The organism is Nocardioides korecus (assembly GCF_054778395.1).
Map to the genome: position 1 here is coordinate 425,571 of NZ_BAAGZO010000003.1, position 25,421 is coordinate 450,991.

Sequence of the window (25,421 nt, forward strand, 5' to 3'; positions counted from 1 at the left end):
GGCTCACATTCCTTCGCCCGCGGGGACCGCGGTCGTCTCGGCGCTCTCGCGCTTCTCCAGGCCCGACAGCTCGGCCTTGCGACGGCGGGCCGGGATCAGGCCCGCCGGGCGGAAGATCATCATCAAGATGATGACCGCACCGATCCACATCTGACGGTCCTCGGCGGGCACCTGGTCCTTGAGGAACTCCGGGAGCCAGGTGAGCACCGCGGCACCGGCCATGGCGCCCGGCAGGGAGCCCATGCCGCCGAAGACGACGTAGGCCACCACGAGGATGGAGTTGTTCAGGACGAAGTTCTCCGGGGTGAAGGACCCGACCTGGCTGGCGAAGAACACACCGGCCACACCCGAGGTGGAGGCGCCGATCGCGAAGGCGAGCAGCTTGACCCGGGTGGTGTTGATGCCGGTGGCCTGCGCCGCGACCTCGTCCTCGCGGACGGCGGCCCAGGCCCGACCGAGGCGGGAGTTCTCCAGCCGACGGAAGAGCAGGACCACGATCACGACGAGCACGAGCAGGAGGTACCAGAACCCCAGCGCGCTGCTGCCCCAGGTGAGGTGGATGGGGCCGAGGTGGATCTCCGGCGGCGGGATCTTGAAGGCACCGCGGGGACCGTTGGTGAACCCGTTGGCGTTGTTGGCGATGACCCGGATGATCTCGCCGAAGCCGAGCGTGACGATGGCCAGGTAGTCACCGCGCAGCCGCAGGGTCGGGGCTCCGAGCGTCACGCCCGCCACCAGGCAGACCGCGATGGCGAACGGGATCGCCGCCAACGGCGACAGCTGCAGCCACTCCGGCGGCTGCACCGGGAGGCGGCCGGTCAGGTAGGCGGTGGTGTAGGAGCCGATCGCGTAGAACGCGATGAACCCCAGGTCCAGCAGACCGGCCCAGCCGACGACCACGTTGAGGCCGACCGCGAGCAGGACGTAGATGCCGATCTCGGTGACGAGCACCGTCTGCCAGAAGTCGGTCGCCGTGGGCGGGTAGAACAGCGCGGCGGTGATGACGACCAGCAGGGTGGCCGTGCCGAGCTGGCTGCGGCCCGCGCGTCGGGCGGGGGCGTGGTCGGAGTCGACCGCGACGGCCCGGTCCTCGGCGAGGCGGGTCTGGTCGGAGAGGGCCTTGACGACGAGGTAGCCGGCGCCGGCGAGGAGCGAGAACGCCCCGCAGGTCATCCAGCCGCCCGTGCCGAGGTTGGCCCAGCCGCCCGAGGCGCCGTCGAAGCCCTTGCCGGCCGCCAGCCCCGAGAAGTCGTGCATGACGACCAGGGTGATGACGACGGAGACCACGCCGAGCACGGCGGCGACCGTGCCGAGCAGGCGGTGGCGCAGGAAGGAGGCGGCCGCCGCGACGGCGAGCGTCACCACGAACAGCACGTAGCCCAGCCAGCCGAGGTACGCCGACGCGAACGCGTCGAGGCCCTCGCCCTGGAAGAGACCGGCGGTGCCGCTCAGGGTGGCGTTCTTGTTGCCGGGGGAGAACCACGTGGCGACCAGGACGCCGACCAGGCCGATGACCGCGCCGAGCACGACCAGGGGCATGCCCGGGCGCCAGGCCATCGCCCGGTCGACGAAGTCGTCGGTGTCGGCGACGTCGGACTTGCTGCGGGCCGCCACGAGCGCGGCGGCCGCGATCGCGAAGAAGCCCAGCATGGCGACCGCGCCGCCGGTGGCGTGGTCGGGGAAGTTCAAGAAGTTGCGCACCGCCACCTGGGCGTAGATCGCCCAGAGGCCGAACACGACGGCGAGGGCCCCGGCGGCGTACCCCAGGGCGGGGATGCGGCGCAGGATGGCCACGGCGGCCAGGAGGGCCACCCCCAGCAGGAGCACCCAGGGGAACAGCGAGAACAGCGAGCCGAAGAACACCCGGGTGATCGGGTCGAGCCCGCCGGTCTGGGCGGCGGCGCCGGCCAGGTCCTTGAACTTGCCCGCGCCGATGTCGGTGCTGTCGGTCCAGCGCAGCAGCGTGAAGGCCACCAGCACGGTCAGGAACCCGGCGCCGAGCGGGCGCAGGCCCGGTCGGCTCAGGTAGGGCACGCCCCGGGGACCGAAGGTGATCGCGACGTAGAGCGCCACGCCGATCAGGAGGAACAGCACGATGCGGGGGCTGAAGACGGCCTGGCGGAAGGCGAGCCAGATGTCCTGCTGGGTGCCCTCCTGGGTGCCGACCATCAGGGCAAGGACGAAGCCGCCGGCCAGGCAGGCGACCAGGCGCTGGGCGTGGGCGATGCGGTTCTCGGCCGCTTCGGAACGACGCTTCTTCATGCCGCACGCCCCAGACGCTCGCCGAGGATGCCGGTGGGTCGCACGACCAGGACCAGGACGAGGACCAGGAAGGCCACCACGTCGGTCCACTGGATGCCGATGAACCCGGATCTGTACCAGGGGAAGGTCGGGAGCAGGGCTTCGACCACGCCGAGCAGCAGACCACCGATCATGGCGCCGCGGATGTTGCCGATGCCGCCGAGCACGGCCGCCGCGAACGCCTTGACCCCGGGGATGAAGCCCATGGTGTTGGAGAAGAACAGCGCGGTGCCGAACAGGAAGCCGGCCGCGCCGCCGAGGGCGCCGCCGATGATGAAGGTGCGCGAGATGGTCTTGTCGATGTTGACGCCCATCAGGGCCGCTGTCGGCGCGTCCTCCGCGACCGCGCGGATGCTGCGGCCGAGCTTGGTGCGCGAGACCAGCGTGTCGAGGAAGAGCATCATCACGATGGCCGAGCCGATGATGATGACCTGGATCAGGGAGACGTAGACCCCGCCGAGGTCGAGCACGTGGGCGTTGAGGTTGAAGTACGTCGGGAAGCTGTTGTTCAGGCGGCTGAAGAGCTTGCCGGCCAGCTGGGAGAGGAAGAACGAGGCGCCGATCGCGCTGATCAGGAAGGCCAGCTTCGGGGCGCCACGCTTGCGCAGCGGGCGGTAGGCGACCCGCTCGAGGGACCAGGCCACGGCTGCGCCGACGAGGGCGCCGGAGCCGAGCCCGAGCGCGAGGACGCCGACGACGGCGTACCACGGCGGGTTGGAGCTGCCGCCGATGACGGCCTGGACGACGAGGAAGCTGCCGAACGCACCGGACATGAACACCTCGCTGTGGGCGAAGTTGATCAGCTGGAGCACGCCGTAGACCAGCGTGTAGCCCAACGCGATCAGCGCGTAGAGAGATCCTCGGGTCAGACCGAGGATCAAGAAGTTCAAGAAGTCGTGCACGGAGGGGGTCCTCTCCAGGGGCCAGGGTCGAGGTCGTTCTCGCAGCGGCGGCCGATCGGGCCGGCCGGTGCGGTCGTTCGCTGACGAGCGGGCGCCGCCGCCACCCCTGGTCGAGGTGGCGACGGCGCCCGAGCGCCGATGGAGCAGGTGTGGATCAGTGAAGGTCGGGCGAGGTCACTTGGCGTTCTTGATGTCGCCGAGGCTCACGATCTTCTTGTTCTTCTGCTGGAAGAGGTTGACCGTGCCGGTGCCGGCCGGCAGGTCGCCGTCGGAGCCGAACTTGATCTGGGCGGTGATGCCCTTGTAGTCGGTCTTGTTCACGGCGTCGTTGACGGCCTTGCGGTTCACGCCACCGGCGGCCTTGGCGGACTTGATCGCGGCGATGATGATGTTCGTCGCGTCGTAGGCCTCGGGGGAGTACGTCGACGGCGGGGTGTTGAACGCCGCCTGGTAGTCGGCCGTGAACTGCTTGGCGTCGGGCGCCACGGTGGCGTCCGCGCAACCGCAGGAGAAGTAGTAGCCCTCGCCCGCGGTGCCCGCACCGTCGGTGAAGACGCTGGACTTCACGCCGTTGCCCGACATCCGGATGCCCTTGTAGCCGGCGGCCTGGAGGGCCTTGGCGAACTGGGCGCCCTGCTGGTCGTAGCCCGCGTAGAACATCGCCTGCACGCCCGCCTGGACGACCGTCTGGGCGATCGGGCCGTAGTCCTTGGTCGAGGTCGCGTCCGCGGCCTGGTTGACCACGGTGACGCCCTTGGCCTTGAGCTCCTTGGCCACGGCCTGCGCGACACCGTCGCCGTAGGCGCTCTTGTCGCTGACGACCATGACCTTCTTGGCCTTCTTCGCCAGCCAGTCGGCCGCGGCCGGACCCTCGGCGAAGTCGTTGGGGATGACCCGGTGCCAGGTGGTGAAGCCCTGCTTCTGCAGCTCACCGTTGGAGGCCGAGGGGTTGACGATGGTGATGCCGGCGTCGCCGTACTTCTTGCCGACGGCCTGCGTCGCGCCGGAGAAGGAGGGGCCCACGACGCCCATCACGCTGTTGTCCTGGATGACCTGGGCGGCCGCAGCCGGCGCCTTGGCCGGGTCGCCGCCGTCGTCGGCCTTGAGCAGCTTCAGCTTGAAGCCGAGGTTGCCGGACTTGTTGGCCTGGTCGATGGCCAGCTGCGTGCCGTTGACCTCGTTGATGCCGAGCTGCTGGTTGTCGCCGGACAGGGGGCCCTCGAAGGCGATGGTGTAGGTGCTGTTGCTGCCACCGCCACCGCTGCTCCCGCCGCTGAGGCCGCCGCCGCTGCTCTTGTCGCTGGAGCTGCCGCAGCCGGTGAGCGCCATCGCGCCGATGAGACCGACCGCTGCCAGCTTCGCCATGGGGCGAGTGCGCATGCAATTCCTCCGTTGCCGGGGCCCGTTCTGGGCCACGTGATCTGGGTCTCGGGTGAGCCCGCAGGCTTGAGATTGTGGGTCGCGGTGAGCGGAGTCAAGCGTCAGGGCCGTTCGTGGCCTAAGCGAAACATGGACGATTCCACTGGTCTGGACAAGTAGGGCGAAGCCCGCCCCTCCTGGGGCGCTGCGGGCCTAGGGTGGCCTGCTCGTCTTTCGTTGTCATCCTGCCGTGCACCGGCGGTTCACCGTCCGGTCGCCCGGGGAGGTGGGCGACCAGAGGGGCGTGCGACGGAGTACGACGGGGTGCCCCGGGTGGGACTCGAACCCACACTGGACGGTGTTTGAGACCGCTTCCTCTGCCGTTGGGATACCGGGGCCGACCGCGCGCACACGCTACCGGACCTGGACCCCACTACCCTCTGGGGTTGTGAGAACCCCGCCCCGCTCGCCCCGCGCCCCCTCGACCAGCGCCGTTGCGCGCCGCGTCGTGATCGCCGAGGACGAGGCGCTGATCCGCCTGGACCTCGCCGAGATGCTCGCCGAGGAGGGGTACGACGTCGTGGGTCAGGCCGAGGACGGCGAGAAGGCGGTCGCCCTGGCCACCGAGCTGCGACCCGACCTGGTCATCCTCGACGTGCAGATGCCCCGGCTCGACGGGATCAGCGCCGCCCAGCAGATCGCGGCCCGGCGGATCGCACCCGTGGTGATCCTCACCGCGTTCAGCCAGCGCGAGCTGGTCGAGCGGGCCCGCGACGCGGGGGCGATGGCCTACCTCGTCAAGCCCTTCGACCAGACCGACCTGGTGCCGGCCATCGAGATGGCGGTCAGCCGGTACGCCGAGCTGCGGCAGGTCGAGGCCGAGGTCTCGGACCTGACCGAGCGGCTGGAGACCCGGACGCTGGTCGACCGGGCCAAGGGCGTGCTCCAGCAGTCCCTGGGCCTCAGCGAGCCCGAGTCGTTCCGCTGGATCCAGAAGACGGCCATGGACCTGCGCCTGTCGATGCGCCAGGTCGCCGACGGGGTGCTCACCCACGGCACGGGGGGCTTCACCCCGGAGTCGGGTGGAGAGTCGGGTGGGGAGCCGGGCGCGTCGTCGGAGCAGGCTCCACCCACGGCCGACTGAGCCACGGTGGGACCCCTCAGCGCAGGCTGACGACCAGCTGCGTGAGCAGCGGCGCCACCACGAGGGCGGGCAGCAGGTCGGCGACCTTGACCTGCTTGACGTCGAGCAGCCGCAGCGCGACGCCGATCAGCAGCAGGCCTCCGGTCGCGGTCAGGGCGGCCAGGTGGGCGTCGGGGACGAAGCTGCCCAGGGCGGCCCCCACGAGCGTCAGCCCGCCCTGGACGACGACCAGGGAGAGGATGCTCGCGGTCACCCCCCAGCCGAAGGACGCGGCGAAGGCGATGCTGGCGAAGCCGTCCAGCGCCGACTTCAGGAGCAGCTGGTCGGCGCCGTTCCCCAGGCCCTCGTTGATCGAGCCCAGGATGGTCAGGGGGCCGACGCAGAAGACCAGGGAGCTGACCACGAAGCCCTGGACGAACCGCTCGCGCGACTCGTGCGCGGTCCGGTGGTGACCCGCGGCGTCGGCCGGCCGGCGTACGAGCAAGCGCTGGAGGACGCCGCCCAGACCCTCGAGCCGGTCCTCGATGCGCAGGAGAGAGCCGACGATGCCGCCGACGAGGACCGACCCCAGCACGATCAGCATCGGGGCCGAGGAGCCGACGGCCCGGCTCAGCACCTGGTCGCCCACCGCGGCGGCCGACCCCGCGGCGATCAGCAGCGTGACCAGGCCCAGCCCGTCGGTGACGACCGTGCGGGTGCGCTCGGGGAGCCGGTGACCGACCAGGGCGCCGACGGTGCCGCCCAGGAGGACGGCGAGGGCGTTGACGAGGGTGCCGGTACCCGGGAACACCGCATCTCCTTTACAACTGAACTACGTTGGCGGTTAGTCTCTCACCCGTCCACAGTCGATCTCGGGGACACCAGGAGTAGTCCGATGCCTCGTCCCGCACCGCAGATCCGTGACGCCGTCCCCGCGGACGCCGCGGACCTGCTGCGACTCTGGGTCCGCACGTCCCCGTCCGAGGACGCCGCGCCCCGCGCGCTGGCCGAGGCCGAGCAGGCCCTGGCCGGCACCGCCGCCGCCCCCGACGACCGTCTGCTGGTGGCCGAGGTCGAGGGTCACGTCGTGGCCGCGCTGCAGCTCACCCGGGCGCCGCTGTCCCCGCTCTCGCGGGAGTCGGTCGTGCACACCTCCCACCTGATGGTGGAGCCGGGCCAGCGCCGGCACGGCTACGGCCACGCCCTGATGGAGGCCGCGGTCACGTGGGCCGAGGAGAAGGACGTCGCGCAGGTCACCGCGATCACCGACGGAGACCGCGACACCAACCGCTTCTTCGCCCGGCTCGGCCTGGTCTCGGTCGCGTCGGTGCGGCACACCACCACCGCCTCCCTGCGCAAGCACCTCGCCGCGGAGCGTCGACGCGTCAGCGGGACCAACCGCCACCTGGTCGAGGTGCTGGCCCAGCGGCGCTCGGCCCGGCGCCGCCAGACCTCGAGCTGACCCGGTCGGACCGCCGCCCGACGCCTGCCCGGTCCACCTGTCGGCGGGCTCGGTTAGGGTCGAATCCGTGCCTGACTCCGCCGTCGACCTCGACCGTCCCCGCCTGCTCCTGCTCGACGGCCACTCGCTGGCCTACCGCGCGTTCTTCGCGCTGCCGGTCGACAACTTCTCGACCTCCACCGGACAGCACACCAACGCGGTCTACGGCTTCACCGCGATGCTCATCAACGTCCTGCGCGACGAGCAGCCGAGCCACCTCGCGGTCGCCTTCGACGTCTCGCGCCAGACCTTCCGCTCGGCGGAGTACGTCGAGTACAAGGCCAACCGCTCCACCTCGCCCTCGGAGTTCGCCGGTCAGGTCTCCTTGATCAAGGAGGTCCTCGACGCGCTGCGGATCCCGTTCGTGGAGAAGGACGGCTTCGAGGCCGACGACGTCATCGGCACGCTGGCCACCCGCGCCCGGGCCGAGGACTTCGAGGTGCTGATCTGCTCCGGCGACCGCGACTCCTTCCAGCTGGTCGACGAGCACACCACCGTGATCTACCCGATGCGCGGGGTCTCGGAGATGAAGCGGATGACCCCGGCCGCCGTCGAGGAGAAGTACGGCGTGGTGCCCGGCCGCTACCCCGAGCTCGCGGCCCTGGTGGGGGAGACCTCCGACAACCTCCCCGGCGTGCCCGGAGTCGGTCCGAAGACCGCCGCCAAGTGGATCGCGACCTACGACGGGCTCGACAACGTCGTCAACCGCGCCGAGGAGATCAAGGGCAAGGCGGGCGAGAGCCTGCGCGAGCACCTCGGCGACGTCATCCGCAACCGGCGCCTCAACGCGCTGGTGACCGACCTGGACCTGCCGCTGGCCCCCGGAGACCTCGCGCTGCGCCCGTGGGACCGCCAGGAGGTGCACACCCTCTTCGACGGCCTGGAGTTCCGCGTCCTGCGCGACCGGCTCTTCGAGACCCTGGAGTCGGTCGAGGAGATCGACGCCTCCGGCTTCGCGCTGGAGATGACCCGCCTGGCCCCCGGCGAGGTCGCCGCGTGGCTGGCCGACCAGGCCGCGGACGGTCAGCGCGTCGGCCTGCACGTCGACGGCAGCTGGGGCTCGGGCACCGGCGAGGTGGAGTCGCTCGCGCTGGCCACCACCGCCGGCACGGCCGCGCACCTGCCGGTCGGCGACGTCACCCCCGAGGACGACGCGGCCCTGGTGGCCTGGCTGGGCGACCCGGCGCAGCCCAAGGTGCTCCACGACGCCAAGGGGCCGATGCTCGCGTTGGCGGCCCGGGGCTGGACCCTGCGCGGGCTGGAGCGCGACACCGCGCTGTCGGCGTACCTCGCCCGGCCCGACCAGCGCTCCTACGACCTCGCCGACCTGACCGTGCGCTACCTCAAGCGCGAGCTCAAGCAGGGCGCGGTCGACGACGGGCAGCTCAGCCTGGACGGGCTCGACGGCTCCGCGGACGAGGCGGGCGCCGAGACCGCGATGCTGCACGCCAGTGCCGTCCTCGACCTGGCCGCGGCCCTGGACGAGGAGCTGGCCGAGCGCGGCGGCACCGGCCTCCTGGCCGACGTGGAGCTGCCGCTGATCGACGTGCTGGCCCGCGTCGAGCAGGTCGGGATCGCGGTCGACCACGACCTCCTCGACGAGCTCGAGGAGGGCTTCGCCTCCCGGGTGCGCGAGGCGGCCGAGGCGGCGTACGCCGTGATCGGCAAGGAGGTCAACCTCGGCTCGCCCAAGCAGCTCCAGGTGATCCTCTTCGACGAGCTGGAGATGCCCAAGACCAAGCGCACCAAGACCGGCTGGACCACCGACGCCGACGCGCTGCAGAGCCTGTACGAGAAGACCGGCCACGCCTTCCTCGAGCACCTGCTCGAGCACCGCGACGCGATCCGGCTGCGCCAGACCGTCCAGGGCCTGCTCAAGACCGTGGCCGAGGACGGCCGCATCCACACCACGTTCAACCAGCTGATCGCCGCGACCGGCCGGCTGTCCTCGACCGAGCCCAACCTGCAGAACATCCCGGTCCGCACCGAGGCCGGGCGTCGGATCCGCGAGGGGTTCGTGGTGGGTCCGGGGTGGGCCGAGCTGATGACGGCCGACTACTCCCAGATCGAGATGCGGATCATGGCGCACCTCTCCGAGGACGCGGCGCTGATCGAGGCGTTCCGCTCCGGCCACGACTTCCACTCCGTGACCGCGGCGCGGGTCTTCGGTGTCGAGCCCACCGAGGTGACCTCGGAGATGCGGGCCAAGATCAAGGCGATGAACTACGGCCTGGCCTACGGCCTGTCGGCCTTCGGGCTGTCGCAGCAGCTGCGCATCGACACCACCGAGGCGCGCGGGCTGATGGAGGAGTACTTCGAGACCTTCGGCGGCATCCGCGACTACCTCGGCGGGATCGTCGACGAGGCCCGTCGCACGGGCTACACCGAGACCATCATGGGCCGCCGGCGCTACCTGCCCGACCTGACCAGCGACAACCGCCAGCGGCGCGAGATGGCCGAGCGGATGGCGCTCAACGCCCCGATCCAGGGCTCGGCCGCCGACATCATCAAGGTCGCGATGCTCAAGGTGGACCGCGGTCTGCGCGAGGAGGGGCTGGCCTCGCGGCTGCTCCTGCAGGTCCACGACGAGCTCGTGCTCGAGGTCGCCGAGGGCGAGCACGACGCGCTGGAGGCGCTGGTGCGTCGCGAGATGGCCGCCGCGGCCGACCTCGCGGTGCCGCTGGACGTCTCGGTGGGCACCGGCGCGAGCTGGCACGCCGCCGCCCACTGATCGAGCGGGGCGCACGGTCGCACGGTCGGGCGGCTCAGGCCGCCGGTTGCCCCTCGAGCTCCTCGGCGGGCGCCGTCGCGCTCAGCTTGCGCAGGCTGGTGAGCAGCAGGACGACGAGCAGGAGCAGGTCGACGGTGGTCACGGTCAGCAGCAGCGTGGTCGTGTCGCCGGCGCCGCGGGTGGCGACCACCAGCACCACCAGGGCGGTCCAGATCATGTAGACCGACTTGCGCGACTGACGGGCGACCACGCTGTAGACCAGCAGCTGGATGATCGACAAGACGGTGCCCAGCACCGCGAACAGCCACAGCCGGCCCTGGATCGCGGCGTACGCCGGCCCGCCGACGAACGTGACCGCGATCGAGCTGAGGATCCACGCACCCGCCGTGCAGAACGCGCCGAGGGCGAGCACGAGGACGACGCTGTTGACCAGCGCCCCGCGGCGGTTGGCCTGGGTGGACATCGAGGGGAACGCGATGATCACCACGAACTGCGGCAGGAACAGCACGGCCTTGACCAGGATCAGCCCGCCGGCGTACAGACCCGACTGGTGCCCGGAGAGCACGTCGCGCGCGACGATGACGTCGGCGTTGGACAGCGCGAAGAAGGCCAGCAGCGCGTGGGAGTTGCGCAGCGTCTCGCCCAGGATGCTGCGCGCGTCGTGGCGCCCGCTGTGGTGGTCGCGGTGCGGGCGGCGCGAGGTGCGCAGGGCCACCCAGCCGACGGCCACGGGGGCGAAGAAGGCGATCAGCACCCCGGTCACGGCCATCGCCTCGGTGGGCCGCCACAGCAGGAGGGCACCGCCGATGAGGATGCGGGGCACCCCGGCGGCCAGGTAGAGCAGCGAGAGGGCGGTCCAGCGTCGTTCCCCCTGGAGGATGCCGGCCTGGCCCCCCATCAGCGTCATCGGGAAGGCGGTGAGCCCCACGAGGACGGCCGTGCCGAGGCTGCCGAGGTGGAGCAGGGAGTTGATCACGGGGGAGAGCACCAGGCAGGCGGCGGCCAGCACCAGGCTGGACCCCAGCGAGACCCGGACCAGGGCCCGCTCGATCTCGGCGACGTCGCGCTCGTCGGCGGCGATCCGTCGCGCGCCGGTGGCCTGGAGGCCCAGCTGGAGCACGCCGATCACGAGCAGCAGCCCCATCACGGCCGCGAACGCGCCGTAGCTGCGGGGGCCGAGGAGACGGGCGGCGATGATCGTGTAGCCGTAGGTGGTCACGTTCATGACGCCCATGGCGACCGCGATGCCGGCGCTGCCGCGCAGGAGGTCGCGCACGCGCGCCAGGGGAGAGCTCACGTCCAGGAGCCTAAGGCCACCCACCCCGCCGGGTGCCGCGACGGTGCCCGGATCGTCGTGTCGATCCGGTAGGGGATGCTCTGCGGGGTGAGCACACCGGGTCCGACGTCCCAGCCGACGACGTGGCGCCGTGTCCTGCCCTGGGCGCCCTGGGTGTGGTCCCTGGGCCTGGCCCTGCTCCTGCTGGGGCCGGCGCTGGGTCGGGGCTACGTCCTGAGCTACGACATGGTCTGGGTGCCCGACCTGACCCTCCACTCCGACGTCTTCGGTCTCGGGACCGGGCTGCCGCGCGCGGTCCCGTCGGACGCGGTCGTCGCGGTGCTCGACGAGGTCGTGCCGGGGATGCTGCTCGAGAAGCTGGTCCTGCTGGTCCCCCTGGTGCTGGCGGGGGCCGGGGCCGCACGTCTGACCGACCGGCGCTCGGTGACGGCGCAGCTGGTGGCCTCCGGGGTCTACGTGTGGAGCCCGTTCGTGGCCGAGCGGCTGCTGATCGGGCACTGGCCCGTCCTCCTCGGGTACGCCGCCCTGCCGTGGCTGGTGCTGCTGGCCCGGTCGTGGCGCACGACCGGTCGGGTGCCGGTGGCCCTGTGGGTGGTGCTGCCGGCGGCCAGCCTCAGCGCGAGCGCCGGGGTGGTCAGCGCGGTGGTCCTGGTCGTCTTCGCGGTCGCCCGCAGCCCGCGGCGGCTGCTCCTGCTCGCCGGCCTCCTGGCCCTCGCGAACGCGCCGTGGGTGGTCACCGGCGCCCTGCACGGCGGCACCGCGCTGACCGACCCGCTGGGCGCGCGGGTCTTCGCGCTGGCCGGCGAGGGGTCGGTGCCGGCGCCGCTGGCCGCGCTGAGCCTGGGCGGGATCTGGAACAGCGAGGTGGTCCCCGGGTCGCGGGGGGGCGTGCTCGGTTGGACCTGGTTGGTGCTGCTGCTCGTGCTGGTCGCGCTGGGGTGGAGCCGGTGGCGCCGGGACGCGGCGGGTCCCGGCGCGCGCGAGGTGCCGGCGTACGCCGTGTGCTGGGTGGTCGGCTGGAGCCTGGCCGTGCTGACGTGGGCCTGGCCCGCGGCGTCGGGGTGGCTGGGCGCCCACGTCCCCGGGGCCGGTCTGCTGCGCGACGGCGCGCGGGTGCTGGCCCTGTGCGCGCCGCTGCTGGCCGTGGTCGCGGGGCACGGGGCGGCACGGGTGGTCGAGCGGCTGGCCGCGCCGGCCCGTCCCGCGGCCGCCGTGGCGCTGCTGCTGCTGCCGGTCGCGACCATGCCCGACGTCGCGCTGGGCTGGGCCGGCCGCCTGGAGCCGGTCGCCTACCCCCGCGACCTCGTCGCGGCACGGACGGTGCTGGACCGCGCGCGGTCGCAGGGCCGCGAGGGCGACGTGCTCCTGCTGCCGCTGAGCAGCTACCGCGCGCCGGGCTGGAACGGCGGTCGCAAGGTCCTGGACCCCACCGGACGCCTCGTCGGCGGTGACGTCGTGGCCGGCGACGACCTGCTCGTCTCGGGCCGCCGGGTGGCGGGGGAGGACCCCCGGGTGCGTCGGGTCGCCGACGACCTGCGCCGGTCCGGGCCGGCCGCCCGGTCGGCCGCCCTGGCCGCGGAGGGCGTCGGGTTCGTGCTCACCGAGGTCGGTGCCGGCCCGGCGCCGCGGGTGGCGGGGACCGTGCTGCTGCGCTCGTCCGGGCTGCGGCTGCAGGCGCTGCGCGGCGTCCGGGTGGAGCGTCCGCCGGCCTGGCGCACGGCGGCGGTGGCGGTCGCCTGGACGGCGTACGCCGCCGGGCCGGTGCTCGGGCTGCTCGCGGGGCTGGTGGTGGTCCCGGCACGCGCACGACGGCGCCGGCGGGGCGCGCCGGGTGCGGCGGGGGAGGTGTCCACCTGCTGGTACGATCGCGGCTGATTCCAGGGAGGGACAACGACTGTGGGAACCACCACCATTCTCGCGACCATCGGCAGCATCCTCGCGGGCGGCGCCGTCGCCGTCGTGTCGGTCGTCGGGCTCGTCAGCTCGCAGACCAGTGCGCCGACCAACTCGCCCGGCAACATCTCGCAGCCGGTGAGCATCGACTACGGCAGCAACGGCTGACCCGACCCCACCACCCCGTCGCGACGGGGTCCTAGGACAGGCGTCCGACCCGGCACCACCGGGCGGGCGCCTTCGTCGTCCCCGGGCAGCGCCCACGACGGACTAGCGGGCGGACACCTCGGGCTCGGGGTCCTGGCTGTCGACCCGACGCCCCGCGAGCACCTCGGAGACGACCACGGCGAAGGAGCTCTGCGCGTGGTCCCACGTGTAGGCGTGGCTCATCTCGCGGGCCCCGTCCCCCAGGCGGGTCCGCAGGGCCTCGTCGGTGAGGACGCGGCGCAGCGCCTCGGTGAACTCCGTGCCGGTCTCGACCAGCAGCCCCGAGCGCCCGTCCGCGATCGACTCGCGGGTCCCGCCGGCGCTGCGGTAGGCCACGGTCGGGGTCGCGTGCATGCCGGCCTCGCCGACCACCAGACCCCAGCCCTCCTTGAGCGAGGGGAGCGCCTGCACCCAGGCCTGCTCGTAGACGCGGTGCTTGCGGTCCTCCTCGACGTGGCCCTCGAAGACGACGCTGTCCAGCGCGCCGTGCTCGGCGGCGTACTCGTGCAGCCGGCCCTCCCACCAGCCACTGCCCACGACGTGCAGGGTGAGGCCCGGGACCTCCTCGCGGAGCGCGACCACGGCGTCGATCGCGTGCTCGACCTGCTTGTGGGGCACGAGGCGGCCGACGGTGGCGACCGTGGGAGCGGCCGACCGGCCGGTGCCCAGCCCCAGGGCCAGGTCGGTCCCGTTGTGGACCACGGCCACGCGGGGCCCGCGGACGCCGAGCTCGCGGAGCTCGTCGCGGGTCGCGCGGGAGACCGCGACGTACTGCGACCTGCGGTAGAGCCGGGGCGCCAGCACGTGCTCGATCCACCAGCCGACCCGGCCGACGAGGCCGGGGTAGACGACCGGCCACTGCTCGCGGTGGACGTGGTGCACCAGGACCACGACGGGCGCGGAGGTGACCAGGCGGGAGAAGAAGGGGAGCCCGTTCTGCACGTCGACCACGAGGTCGGGCCGGCCCAGGTCGCCGCGCCGCAGGGCCCGCATGCCGGCGGGGTAGACGCTCAGCTTGGAGCCGCGGCGCACGAACCGCACGCCGTCGACGACCTCGTCGGGCGCGGCGCCCGGGTGGGCGGCGCAGAAGATCGTCACGGAGGCGCCGCGGGCGACCAGGCCCGCGGCCATCTTCTCCAGGTAGCGCTCGGCCCCGCCCCCCTCGGGGTTGTGGGTGTCACGCCAGCTCAGGAAGACGACGTGCCGGCCGGTGAGGTCGATCGCTCTGCTCATTTCGGACCAAGTGTACGTCTCAGGATATGGTCCTCCGCGTGCCACTCCCACCTCCGGCGTCGAACCCGCGCTGGCGCGCGACGCTGCGGCGCTCGATCCGGCTGCTGCGGGAGTTCCGGTACGAGCAGCCCGACCCGGACCGGTTCTACTCCGCGCTCGCCGAGGACTCGGCCGCGCAGCTCGCCCACCACGTCGACCTGGCCGGGGCCACGATGCTCGACGTCGGCGGCGGGCCCGGCTACTTCCGCACGGCCTTCGAGTCGGCCGGTGCGACGTACCTCGCCCTGGACAGCGACGTGGGCGAGCTCGCCGGCCTGGGGGAGATCGCTCCCCGCACGGTGATCGGCAGCGGGATGCAGCTGCCCTTCGCCGACGACTGCCTCGACGTCTGCTACTCCTCCAACGTCCTCGAGCACGTGCCCGACCCGTGGCGGATGGCCGAGGAGATGGTCCGGGTGACCCGACCCGGCGGCACGGTGTTCATCAGCTACACCGTCTGGTTCGGGCCGTGGGGCGGGCACGAGACCGCGCCGTGGCACTACCTGGGGGGTCGCCGCGCACGCAGGCGCTACCGCCGCACGCACGGGCACGAGCCGAAGAACCGCTTCGGGGAGTCGCTGTTCGCCGTCACCGTGGGCCAGGGGCTGCGCTGGGCCCGGACCCAGGACCGGGCCGACGTCGTGGAGCTCTCGCCGCGCTACAACCCCTGGTGGTCCCGCTGGCTCCTGCACGTGCCGGTGGTGCGCGAGGTGGTGACGTGGAACCTCGTCATCGTCCTGCGCACGAGGTGAGCGGCCGCACCCGGGTCCGGTTGGTCGCGGTCGTGGTGCTCCTGGTCGGGCTCGCGTTCGTCCAGGACCCCGGCTACCTCGTCGGTGACACCAAGTTCGACCTCGCCGTCTCGCCCGGGGAGTTCCTGCAGCGCGCGCTGCACCTGTGGGACGACCGCGGTGCCTTCGGGCAGCTGCAGAACCAGGCCTACGGCTACCTGTGGCCGATGGGCCCGTTCTTCACCTTCTTCCACGCCCTCGACGTGCCCGGCTGGGTGGTGCAGCGGCTCTGGCAGGCGCTGGTGCTGTGCGTGGCCTTCCTGGGAGCGGCACGGGTCAGCCGGGCCCTGGGCGCCCGCTCCGACGTGACCGTGGTGGTGGCGGGCCTGGCCTACGCCCTGTCGCCGCGGATGCTGACGGTGCTGGGACCGATCTCCATCGAGGCCTGGCCGAGCGCCCTGGCCCCCTGGGTCCTGCTGCCGCTCGTGCTCGGCTCCACGTCGGGGTCGCCCCGACGCGCGGCTGCGCTCTCGGCCCTGGCGGTCGCGATGGTGGGCGGGGTCAACGCGGCCGCGACGTTCGCCGTGCTGCCCCTGGGGGTGGTGTGGCTGCTGACGCGGCGTCGCGGGCGGCGGCGTACGGCGCTGATGGTGTGGTGGCCGCTGTTCACCCTCCTGGGCACCCTGTGGTGGCTGGTGCCGCTGTTCGTGATGGGCGCCTACAGCCCGCCGTTCCTGGACTTCATCGAGACCACCACCGTCACCACCTTCCCGACCACCCTCTTCGACGCCCTGCGCGGCACCTCGAACTGGGTCCCCTACGTCTCGGCCGACTCCCGGGCCGGCAACGACCTGCTCATCACCGGCGTGCTGGCCCTGGACAGCGGCCTGGTCCTGATGGCGGGCCTGGCCGGCCTGGTCGACCGGCGCAACCCGCACCGGCTCTTCCTCGCCCTCGGGCTCGCGGTGGGCCTGCTGATGGTGACGGCCGGCCACCTCGGGGAGGTCCAGGGCGTCCTCGCCGGCCCGCTGCACGGTCTCCTGGACGGCGTGCTGGCCCCGCTGCGCAACGTGCACAAGTTCGACCCGGTGGTGCGGCTGCCCCTCGTGCTCGGGCTGGCCTTCGCCCTGGACCGCGTCCTGGCCGCGCGGCGCGCCCCCGCCGGCCGCAGCGCGGGGCTCCAGGCCCGGCTGGACCGCGTGAACGGGGCCGTGCTGGTCGGGCTGGTCCTGCTCGGTGTCGCCGGGTCGGCCGTGCCGGCGTTCGCGGGTCGCCTCGAGACGTCCGGCCGGGTCGCCAGCGTCCCGGCGTACTGGACCCAGGCGGCGCGGTGGCTGGAGGACCACCACCACGCCGGCAGCGCGCTGCTGGCGCCGGGCACGTCCTTCGGCAGCTACCTGTGGGGTACGCCGCGCGACGAGCCGCTCCAGTTCCTCACCACCGCGGCCTGGTCGGTGCGCAACGCCATCCCCCTCGCGCCCACCGGCAACATCCGCGCGCTCGACGCGATCGAGGACCGCTTCGCCCAGGGACGGGGCTCGGCCGGGACGACCGCCTTCCTGCGACGGAGCGGGGTCGGCTACCTGGTCGTGCGCAACGACCTGCAGCCGGGCAGCGACGTGCCCGACCCGGTGCTGGTGCACCAGGCCATCGCCGACTCACCCGGCCTGACCCGGGTGGCGTCGTTCGGCCCGGTCGTCGGGGGGAGCGCCTCCTTCACGCGGGGCGGCCTCCGCAGCGTGGTCAACGACGGGTGGCAGACCCGCTACCCGGCCATCGAGGTGTTCCGCGTGCCGGGCACCAGCGACGCCCGGACCGGGGGCGTGCCCACCGTCGTGGCCGGCGGCCCCGAGGACCTGCCCGACCTCGCCGACCTCGGGCTGATCGGCGCCGACCCGACGGTGCTGGCGTCCGACGTCGCACGCGGCTCGGGACTGCCGGCAGCACCGGGCGGGTTCGTGCTCACCGACGGGCTGCGCGAGCGCGAGCGCTCCTTCGCCCGCATCCACGACGGCTACTCCCCGGTGGTGACGCCGGGGGACCGGCTGCGCTCCGCCAGCCCGCGGCGCGACTACGTCGATCCCGGGCAGGACGCGTGGGCGACGCGGGCCGTGCTGGAGGGAGCGCGGTCGGTGTCCGCCTCCTCGTCGGCCTCGGACGCCGGCGCGCCCGGCGGGTCGCGTCGGGGCGACCTGCCCTTCGCCGCCCTCGACGGGTCGTCGGCGACCGCCTGGTCGACCTCGCCCGGCCAGCAGGGCCAGGCGTGGTGGCGGGTCGACCTCGACCGGGCCACCGACGTGCGCCGGGTGAGCGTGGTCGCCGGCCCGGACTCCCAGGACAACCAGGTGCTGCGGGTCCGGACCGCCCGTGGGGTCGGCGCGGAGCGCGCCGTGGACGCCGGGGAGCGGGTCGAGCTCGACCTCCCGGCCGGGTCCACCTCCTGGATCCGGGTCGAGTCGCCGTCGGCGTCCCGGTCCTCGCTGTCCCTGGCCGAGGTGACCTGGCCGGGTCGCTCCGTCGTACGCCGACTGGTGCTGCCCACGCCGCCCGCGTCGTGGGGGGACCCCGCGGCGATCGTGCTCCGGGCCGACCTGGACGCCCGCCGGGGCTGTGCCGTCGTGGACGGCGACGTCCGGTGCGCCCCCGACCGGGACCGCACGGGCGAGGAGGAGGCCGGGTTCGACCGCCGCTTCGAGCTCACGCGCGCGCGGGCCCTCACCCCGAGCGTGCGGGTGCGTCCCCGCGCGGGCCAGGCGCTGGAGGACCTGGTCCAGCGCGACCAGCCGGTCAACGTCGCCGCCTCCTCGGTCGGGACCGCGGACCCGCGCGGGTCGGCGATCGCCGCGATCGACGGCGACCCGACCACGACGTGGGTCGCGCGCACCGGTGACTTCCGGCCGTCGCTGCAGCTGAACTGGATCGGCCGCCGCACGATCCGGGGTCTCACCCTCACCACCGCGGACCAGACGGCGGCGCGAGCCCCCTCCACGGTGACCCTGGTCTGGCCGGGGGGACGGCGCGAGGTGACGCTCGACCGGAGCGGACGGGCGCGCTTCCCGGCGTTCCGCGCCTCCCGGGTGACGATCCAGGTCGACGAGGCCAGGTTCGCGACCGGACTCGACTTCGCCGCCCGCCAGAGCCAGCTGCCCGTGGGCGTCACCGAGCTCCGGCTGGACGGGCTGTCCTACGTGCCCTCGGTCGTGTCCACGACCGAGGCAGACCTGGGGTGCGGGACCGGCCCGGCCGTCACGGTCGACGGGGTGCTGCACCGGACCACGGTCGTCGCCTCGCCGGCGCAGCTCCTCTCCGGCCAGGACCTCCCCGCGACGGTCTGCGACGACGGCGGCACCGGGACGATCGCCCTGGGCGCCGGACGCACCGACGTCTCCCTGCGGGGGTCGAGCGCCTTCGACGCGGTCTCCCTGGTGCTCCGCGACCCGGCGGCGCCGGTCGCGTCGTCGGCGGGCGGACCCGCCCCGACCGACGTTCAGAGCCCCGTGCGCCGGGTGGTCGACCCCGCGGGAGGCTCGGCCCGGGTGGTCGACCTGGAGCAGAACCAGAACCCCGGGTGGCAGGCGCAGCAGGGCGGGCGCCGCCTGACCGCGGTCACCCTGGACGGCTGGCAGCAGGGGTGGTTCCTGCGCTCGCCGACCCAGCCCGTCCGGGCCGGCTTCGCACCCGACACCGCCTACCGCCTCGGGCTCGGTCTCGGCCTGGTGTGCCTCCTCGGGCTGGTGGCGCTCGTGCTCGGACCGTGGCGCCGACGCGGTGCCGACGGACCCGCTCCAGTCGGGACGGCCACCGTGGGGGCCCCGGTCGCGGTCGGTCTCGCACTGGTCGCGGCCGTCCTGCTCGCGGGGTGGCCCGGGGGCCTGGTGGCCGTGGCCGCCGCCGGCCTGGCGCACGTCGTCGACCGGCGCGCCCCCGGTGCGGTGCCGTGGGTCTTCGCGGCGGTGGCCGTGCTGGCCTCGGGCGCCTACCTGCTGCACCCCTGGGCCGATCCCGGCGGGTGGGCCGGCGACCTCGCCTGGCCGCACTACCTGGTGCTGGTCCCGGTGGTCGTCGCGATCGTGTCGGCGGGCGGGCGTCGCCGCAGGTCGGACATGCGCGCGTCGCGCAGACGCAGCGCCGGGGTCTCGACCAGCCGGTAGGCCAGCTCGGCGGCCGCGAGGCTGACCAAGAGGCCGATCGTCCAGATCGCGACGAAGCGGCCCTCGAAGAGCTGCCACCCGGTCACCCACATCACGAGGTGGAGGACCGGCAGGTGCAGGCAGAAGAACCCGAAGGACACGTTGCCCAGGTGCCGTCCGGGCGGGTGCGACATCAGCCGGCGGTAGCGACCGTCGGCCTCGGCGAAGACGCCGGTCAGCACGACCAGCGCGCCGACGACGGCGTACAGCAGGTTCTTGGTCAGCACCTGTCCCACCGTGGGGGCGGCGAGCATGGAGGGGCCGGCGATCGGCGTCGCCGCGACCAGGAGGAGACCGGCCACGATCGCCCAGCAGGCGCCGGGCTGGTGGGCCAGTGCGATCACCCGGGACGTCACGGGGGTCCAGCGGTCCCGGCGCGCGAGCAGCTCGACCAGGGCCAGGAAGATGCCGATGCCGAACCACCCGAGGTAGGCCGGCAGCCACTGGCCCGGCTGGGCGTGGGTCGCCGCGCCCACGCGCGGCACGCCGGCGAGGATCCACCAGGCGGAGGCCGCCGCCAGGAGGACCACGACCGCGGTCACCCGGCGGGGGTCGAGCAACTTCTGGCGACCCACCGCGGCCAGCATCAGCAGGGGCAGCACGAGGTAGAACGAGACCTCCACCGCCAGGCTCCACATGTGGGTGAGGCCGTTGGGCAGGGTGGGGTCGACGAAGGTGTTGCCCAGGACCAGGGTGACCGCCCAGTCGCGCGGCCCAAGACCGTCGTTCTTCGTGATCAGGGCGAGGGCGAGCACCGCGGTGACCAGGTAGAGCGGCAGGATCCGCAGCGCCCGCTTGTAGAGGTAGCGGCGCACGGGCGGTGCCGGGTGGCCGAGCATCGACCGGGCCAGGAAGGGCCGCGCGAGCAGGAACCCCGACAGCACGAAGAAGATGGCGACGCCGACGTCCAACCGGGCCAGCAGCGTGCCCCCGACGCCGTCGCGGGTGTAGGCGCCGGCCCAGAACGCGGCGTGGGTGGTGAACACCGCCAGGGCGCCGACCGCACGCAGCGTGTCGAGCACCGGGAACTCGTGGCGCAGCAGCTCCTGGTCGGCCGTCTCGTGGTCGCTCATCGTGGGTCCGAGGGTACGGCGTCACCCACCTGCACGGTGTCCACGCACAGCGTCGTCCCGGAGGTGAGGCCCTCCAGACGCACGCTGGAGAAGGTGTCGTCGAGCCGGACGAAGAGGCTGTGCAGGCCCGCCCGGACCTCGGTCTGGACCACGGTGCCGCCCGCGCGCACGACGACCGGGGAGGACGAGGAGGAGAGGTAGCCCACCCGCACCCACCACGGGTAGGGCACCGCCCGGCCGTCCAGCGGGATCGTGAGCCCGGTGCCGCTCACCCGCCACCCGCACCCCGGCTGCGGCCCCGGCGCCGACGTGAGCTTGGCGGCCACCACCGCCGGCCGCACCCGCCCCGCGTCGTCGACGACGTGCAGGCCGGCCGTGGCCCGCGGGAACCTGGCCTGGTTGGGCAGCAGGGTCACGAAGCGCTCGAGCTGGTTGGCCGGTGCCGCGAGCGGCTCGACGACCCCTCCGGGCACGGCGAGGTCGGCCAGGTCCACGGGGCCGTCGGCCCGCAGGTCGCTCTCCAGGTTGCGCGCGTACGGCGCACTGGTGTTGTCGCGGTGCCACCAGGTCACGTAGCGCACCGAGCTCACGACGCCGGACACGACCAGCGCCAGGACCAGGGCCACGACGGCCGGCCGCGGCAGCGGGCCGCGCAGCCACGGCTCCGACCGCTCCTCGCTCGACTCCCGGGCTCCCAGGAGCGGCAGGAAGACCAGCCCGAGCACGAGGGTGAGCACGCACGCAGCGTCGGTCAGGAAGCGGAACTGCAGCCCCAGGGCCGCGCCGTACGCCGAGACCCGGCTGGTGACGAGCAGGGCGAGCAGGGCCAGCAGGTAGCCCAGCAGCAGCATCCAGGCCCGCAGGGTGCGCCGGCGCCGCAGCACGGCGTGCAGGACGACCAGGCTGGCCACGACCCACGACAGGTGGACGGCGACGTCGGGCGGGGCGGCCCCGACGTTGGGCGCGATCGGGGGAGCCCAGCGCCAGGGGCCGCCCACGGCCGCGGTGACGAAGCCGGTGCCGAGCATGGTGGAGGCCGTGCCGAGCACCGCGGAGGTGGAGACGGGGGTGAAGGGGGCGTCGACCGCGGACACGTAGTAGCCGACGTACGCCGCGGCCGCGCCCCCCAGCACCAGCGCCGCGAGCCAGCAGCGGCGCACGGCCTGGGTGACCCGCGAGCGGAGTCCGCCGGTGGCGAAGTAGCCCAGCAGCAGGAACACCAGCACCGGCAGCACCAGGAGCGCCTTGACGTCGAACAGCAGCCCGAACCCGACCGCCAGCACCGTCACGGCCAACCACCGCCGTCGGCCCTCGCGCAGGTGGAGCGTCCAGGACCCGACGGCGACGAAGAAGGCGGTCTGCATCGGCAGCTGGTTCAGGCTGGCGGCCCACCACATCAGCGCGGGCAGCGTGAGCGTCCCGAAGAGGTAGAGCACGAGCGGGGCGAGGATGCCCCACCGGCGACCGAACAGCGTGACCAGCATCCACACCGCGGCCACGTCGGCCACCGCCTGGAGCAGGAGCGTCGTCGTGGCCACCAGCGACCAGTTCAGCGTGCCGGACGACAGCACCAGCCAGGCGAGGAGCCGCCCGGCGGGCATCAGGTGGCCGTTGTGCGGCTCCAGCAGGACGTGGAGGCCCGCGCCCTGCTGGGCGCGCAGGAGCAGGAGGTAGTCGTCGAGGTAGAACCAGCTCGGGTAGAGCGCCCACGCACGCAGGGCCAGCTGGGCCAGCACCAGGAGGGTCGCAGCGCCCAGGACGAGGCCGGGGGTGGACGGGGACGTGCCGAGCACGTCCAGGCGACGACCCAGCCGCGCCACGAGCTGTCGCACCGTGCCTCCTCGGCTGGCGATTGTGCCACAGGCGGGGCGGGCGACCCGGCGCAACGGGCCGTGCTCGGAATGTGACCGATCTCCGTGAGCCCCGTCTCATCTATCGGGACGACGTGGGCTAACCTTCGGCGATCACACACCAGGGAAGGGTGGGTAATGCGCAAGTTTGTTCCGGTGCTGTTCGGACTCGGTGGGTTCTTGTTGGTGGCGGGTCTGGTGGCGGCTCTGTGGGCGCCCGGCACCGTGAAGAAGACCCCACTCGACGTGAACTCCACGACCCGGCTCAGCGGCCAGGCCCAGAAGCTGAACACCGCGAGCGGCCAGCTCGAGAGCAACGCGGTCAAGGCCACCAGCATCACCAAGGCCGACTCGAAGGTCTCCGACGGCTCGGTCGTGGCCTTCACCAACTCCACCTGCCTGGTCATCGACACCGGCAACCCGCCGGCGTGCGTCGACGGCAAGGACCCGCGCCTGATCTCGGCCTCGACCGACGTCTTCGCCACCGACCGGAAGACCGCCCTGTCGGTCAACTCCAGCAAGTACCTGCCCTCCGACGCCACCCCGCACCAGGGCGTGGTCAACAAGTGGCCCTTCGACGCCCAGAAGCGCACCTACGCCTACTGGGACGGCACCGCCGGCAAGGCCGTCGACGCCACCTTCAAGCGCACCGCCACCGTCCGCGGCCTGGAGACCTACGTCTACGACGTGAGCGTCTCCCAGGCCCCGATCGACATCGCCGAGGGCATCAAGGGCACCTACGACGACAGCAAGCAGATCTACGTCGACCCCCGCACCGGGACGATCATCGACCAGAAGGACAGCCAGCAGCGTGCGCTGGACAGCGGTCAGAAGGTGCTCGACCTCAAGCTCGACTTCACCGACCAGCAGGTCGCGGCCAACGTCAAGGACACCCAGGACAACATCAAGCAGCTCGACCTGGTGACGCGCACCGTGCCCCTGGTGGGCATCGTGGGCGGTCTGGTCTGCCTCGCCGCCGCGGTGGTCCTGCTGGTGCTGCGCCGCCGGCGCGACTGAGCGAGACGGGGTCGGGTCGGCCTGCGGGTCGGCCCGGCGCCTCCGGTGGGTGCGTCAGCGCGGTGCGCCCAGCCGGGACACGAAGATCGCCGACCCGGGGGTGAGCATCCCGCGGGTGCGACTCCAGCCGCCCCAGGTGCGGTCGTGGTCGGCCGGCCACTCGGGCTCGTGCAGGTCGGTCAGCGAGAACCCGTGCCCCGCCAGGGCGGCCACCCAGTCGCCGAGGGTGCGGTGGTGCTCGACGTACCTGGTCTCACCGGTCTCGTCGTCGACCTCGACGTACGGCGTGCGGTCCCAGTAGGACTGCGACGCCACCAGCCCCTCCTCGCCGGGGTCGTCCTGGAACATCCACCGCGTCGGGTGGGTGACCGAGAAGGCGAAGACTCCTCCCGGGCGCAGCACCCGGGCGACGTCACCGACCAGGGCGGTGGCGTCGGCGACGAACTGCAGGGCCCCGAAGGCGGAGAAGACGACGTCGAAGCTGCGGTCGGCGAACGGCAGGTCGGCCGCCGTGGCCAGGACGGTGGGGACCACGACGCCGTGCTCCTCGTCGATGCGGCGGCTGTGCTGGAGCTGGCGCAGCGAGACGTCGATCCCGATCGCGTCCCCTCCGCGCTCCCGGACCCAGCGCGAGCACTGGCCGGCCCCGCAGCCGATCTCCAGGACCCGGCGACCGGCGACGTCACCGAGGGCGGCGACGTCGTCCTCGCGGACGCCCTCGGGCCCCCAGAGGAAGCCGGCGTCGCCGAGGAACTCGCCGTGGGTCGACTGGTACTCGTCGGCGTAGGCGTCCCAGTCGGCCGCGTTGGCCCTCAGGGACTCGGCCTCGTCCACGGGTCGCCGCTCGGGCCGCACTCCAGACACGCCTCGAGGCTAGACCCCCGCCGGACCGTGGCAGGCTCGGGGCCGTGAGCGACGACGGGGGATGGGGCCTGCGCCCGCTCGAGGGCGGGGCCAGCGGCGAGACCTTCCTCTCGCCCGGCCCCGACGGGGTCGAGGTGGTGCTGCGCATCTACGGGGGCCGGTCCCTGGCCCGGGGGCCGCGCGCGCCGGAGGTCGACGCGGCGGTGCTCGAGCTCGTGGCCGAGCTGGTGCCGGTGCCCCGCGTGCTGGAGGTCCGTCCCGGCGACCCGTCGGCGGACCTGCCCGGCCTGCTCGTGTGCGAGCGCGTCGAGGGGGTGCGGCTGGCGGACCTGGTCGACGACCTCGACGACGCGGGCTCGGAGCGGGTGGGTCGGCAGCTGGGTGCGGTGGCCGCACGGCTGGGGCACGTGGTCCACCCGGCGCCGGGATTGTTCCTCGAGCCCGGCCTGGTGCCCGCGCCGCTGCCGTCGGAGCTGCGCGACCTGGAGGCCTGGGTCGAGCACCACGCGGAGCGCCTGGAGGAGGTGCTGGGGGAGGGCGTGACGCAGGCGCTGCGCGTGCGGGCGGCGTACGCCGAGGACCTGCTCGCGACCACGCGTCGCCGCTGCCTGGTGCACGGCGACCTGGGGCCTGCCAACGTGCTCGTGGACCCCGGCACGCTGGAGGTGAGCGCCCTGCTGGACTGGGAGTTCGCCCACGTGGGGTCCGCCTGGACCGACCTGGGGCACCTGCTGCGCGGGCGGGAGGACGACGAGGCCTGGACCCGCGCCGTGCTGACGGCGTACGCCGACCTGGCACCGCGCCCGGGCCGGGGCCGGGGAGGGCCGGACGGCCACGCCGAGCTGCTCGCCCTCGCCAGGGCGGCCGACCTCTGGTCGCTGGTCGAGCTGGCCGCCAGGACCGAGCCGGGGCCGGGCGTCGACCAGGCCCGGGAGCTGCTCGCGCGGACGGCGGGGGACCAGCCGGGATCCCACCGCTGACGCCGGTTGGACGGTGTGGTCAGGCGGCGGATAGACTGGGCGGTGCGCCAGGAGTCTGCCTGTGGCTCAGACCTAGCAGTCCCATGCTCGCCCTCCACCCCGGTCCCCGGGGACGATCTCACGCTCGTGA

At 73.3% G+C, this 25,421-nt stretch carries 18 protein-coding genes and 1 tRNA gene; 9 read left to right on the top strand and 10 right to left on the bottom strand.

Annotated features, from left to right (window positions below):
* Positions 1 to 3 precede the first annotated feature (3 nt).
* The 4 genes from ACYVDA_RS08200 to ACYVDA_RS08215 form a co-directional block, all read right to left on the bottom strand.
* Positions 4 to 2,262, bottom strand: coding sequence for a branched-chain amino acid ABC transporter permease (locus tag ACYVDA_RS08200; RefSeq protein ID WP_460817030.1), 2,259 nt, complete (start codon positions 2,260 to 2,262; stop codon positions 4 to 6).
* On the bottom strand, positions 2,259 to 3,203 hold the full coding sequence (locus ACYVDA_RS08205; protein ID WP_460817033.1) for a branched-chain amino acid ABC transporter permease: 945 nt from the start codon (positions 3,201 to 3,203) through the stop codon (positions 2,259 to 2,261). The genes ACYVDA_RS08200 and ACYVDA_RS08205 overlap by 4 nt, the downstream gene beginning before the upstream one ends.
* Before the next feature lie 174 nt (positions 3,204 to 3,377).
* Complete coding sequence (locus ACYVDA_RS08210; RefSeq protein ID WP_460817035.1) at positions 3,378 to 4,568, bottom strand: branched-chain amino acid ABC transporter substrate-binding protein; 1,191 nt, start codon at positions 4,566 to 4,568, stop codon at positions 3,378 to 3,380.
* Positions 4,569 to 4,887: 319 nt separating this feature from the next.
* Positions 4,888 to 4,960, bottom strand: a tRNA-Leu gene (locus ACYVDA_RS08215).
* A gap of 50 nt (positions 4,961 to 5,010) precedes the next feature.
* On the opposite strand from ACYVDA_RS08215, the gene ACYVDA_RS08220 reads away from it, so the two are divergent.
* Positions 5,011 to 5,706, top strand: coding sequence for an ANTAR domain-containing response regulator (locus ACYVDA_RS08220; protein WP_460817036.1), 696 nt, complete (start codon positions 5,011 to 5,013; stop codon positions 5,704 to 5,706).
* A gap of 16 nt (positions 5,707 to 5,722) precedes the next feature.
* On the opposite strand, the gene ACYVDA_RS08225 is transcribed toward ACYVDA_RS08220, so the two are convergent.
* On the bottom strand, positions 5,723 to 6,496 hold the full coding sequence (locus ACYVDA_RS08225; protein WP_460817039.1) for a DUF554 domain-containing protein: 774 nt from the start codon (positions 6,494 to 6,496) through the stop codon (positions 5,723 to 5,725).
* 84 nt (positions 6,497 to 6,580) lie between these two features.
* Between ACYVDA_RS08225 and ACYVDA_RS08230 the strand changes: the two genes are divergently transcribed.
* Together ACYVDA_RS08230 and polA are read left to right on the top strand one after the other, a co-directional pair.
* A complete protein-coding gene (locus ACYVDA_RS08230; protein WP_460817041.1) occupies positions 6,581 to 7,147 on the top strand; it encodes a GNAT family N-acetyltransferase in 567 nt (188 codons plus the stop codon).
* Between the two features lie 67 nt (positions 7,148 to 7,214).
* On the top strand, positions 7,215 to 9,917 hold the full coding sequence (gene polA, locus ACYVDA_RS08235; protein ID WP_460817044.1) for a DNA polymerase I: 2,703 nt from the start codon (positions 7,215 to 7,217) through the stop codon (positions 9,915 to 9,917).
* A 34-nt stretch (positions 9,918 to 9,951) separates the two neighbouring features.
* Here the strand turns inward: polA and ACYVDA_RS08240 are convergent, their stop codons facing one another.
* Positions 9,952 to 11,214, bottom strand: a complete 1,263-nt coding sequence (locus tag ACYVDA_RS08240) for a lipopolysaccharide biosynthesis protein (RefSeq protein WP_460817046.1) — start codon at positions 11,212 to 11,214, stop codon at positions 9,952 to 9,954.
* Positions 11,215 to 11,301: 87 nt separating this feature from the next.
* On the opposite strand from ACYVDA_RS08240, the gene ACYVDA_RS08245 reads away from it, so the two are divergent.
* On the top strand, positions 11,302 to 13,089 hold the full coding sequence (locus ACYVDA_RS08245) for a hypothetical protein (protein ID WP_460817048.1): 1,788 nt from the start codon (positions 11,302 to 11,304) through the stop codon (positions 13,087 to 13,089).
* A gap of 21 nt (positions 13,090 to 13,110) precedes the next feature.
* Positions 13,111 to 13,275 carry a hypothetical protein gene (locus tag ACYVDA_RS08250; RefSeq protein ID WP_460817050.1) on the top strand — a complete coding sequence of 55 codons (165 nt, stop codon included), beginning with the start codon at positions 13,111 to 13,113 and terminating at the stop codon, positions 13,273 to 13,275.
* Positions 13,276 to 13,377: 102 nt separating this feature from the next.
* Here ACYVDA_RS08250 and ACYVDA_RS08255 read toward each other — a convergent pair whose 3' ends face one another.
* The gene (locus tag ACYVDA_RS08255; RefSeq protein WP_460817052.1) at positions 13,378 to 14,547 is read right to left on the bottom strand and encodes a glycosyltransferase family 4 protein; all 1,170 of its coding nucleotides are present in this window, start codon (positions 14,545 to 14,547) and stop codon (positions 13,378 to 13,380) included.
* 38 nt (positions 14,548 to 14,585) lie between these two features.
* Between ACYVDA_RS08255 and ACYVDA_RS08260 the strand changes: the two genes are divergently transcribed.
* Together ACYVDA_RS08260 and ACYVDA_RS08265 are read left to right on the top strand one after the other, a co-directional pair.
* The gene (locus ACYVDA_RS08260) at positions 14,586 to 15,338 is read left to right on the top strand and encodes a class I SAM-dependent methyltransferase (protein WP_460817053.1); all 753 of its coding nucleotides are present in this window, start codon (positions 14,586 to 14,588) and stop codon (positions 15,336 to 15,338) included.
* Positions 15,335 to 19,468, top strand: coding sequence for an alpha-(1->3)-arabinofuranosyltransferase domain-containing protein (locus ACYVDA_RS08265; RefSeq protein ID WP_460817055.1), 4,134 nt, complete (start codon positions 15,335 to 15,337; stop codon positions 19,466 to 19,468). The genes ACYVDA_RS08260 and ACYVDA_RS08265 overlap by 4 nt, the downstream gene beginning before the upstream one ends.
* On the opposite strand, the gene ACYVDA_RS08270 is transcribed toward ACYVDA_RS08265, so the two are convergent.
* Together ACYVDA_RS08270 and ACYVDA_RS08275 are read right to left on the bottom strand one after the other, a co-directional pair.
* A complete protein-coding gene (locus tag ACYVDA_RS08270) occupies positions 19,354 to 20,580 on the bottom strand; it encodes an acyltransferase family protein (protein ID WP_460817058.1) in 1,227 nt (408 codons plus the stop codon). The genes ACYVDA_RS08265 and ACYVDA_RS08270 overlap by 115 nt on opposite strands.
* Positions 20,577 to 22,412 (bottom strand): hypothetical protein, encoded by a 1,836-nt coding sequence (locus ACYVDA_RS08275; RefSeq protein WP_460817060.1) that lies wholly within the window; start codon positions 22,410 to 22,412, stop codon positions 20,577 to 20,579. Before ACYVDA_RS08275 ends, ACYVDA_RS08270 begins: the two co-directional genes overlap by 4 nt.
* 156 nt (positions 22,413 to 22,568) lie before the next feature.
* Here ACYVDA_RS08275 and ACYVDA_RS08280 point away from each other — a divergent pair, with 156 nt between their 5' ends.
* Positions 22,569 to 23,447, top strand: a complete 879-nt coding sequence (locus ACYVDA_RS08280; RefSeq protein WP_460817062.1) for a PorA family protein — start codon at positions 22,569 to 22,571, stop codon at positions 23,445 to 23,447.
* Positions 23,448 to 23,501: 54 nt separating this feature from the next.
* Here ACYVDA_RS08280 and ACYVDA_RS08285 read toward each other — a convergent pair whose 3' ends face one another.
* Positions 23,502 to 24,311: a class I SAM-dependent methyltransferase gene (locus ACYVDA_RS08285; protein WP_460817064.1), complete on the bottom strand. Its 810-nt coding sequence runs from the start codon at positions 24,309 to 24,311 to the stop codon at positions 23,502 to 23,504.
* A gap of 44 nt (positions 24,312 to 24,355) precedes the next feature.
* On the opposite strand from ACYVDA_RS08285, the gene ACYVDA_RS08290 reads away from it, so the two are divergent.
* Positions 24,356 to 25,291, top strand: coding sequence for a phosphotransferase (locus ACYVDA_RS08290; RefSeq protein ID WP_460817066.1), 936 nt, complete (start codon positions 24,356 to 24,358; stop codon positions 25,289 to 25,291).
* Positions 25,292 to 25,421: the final 130 nt, after the last annotated feature.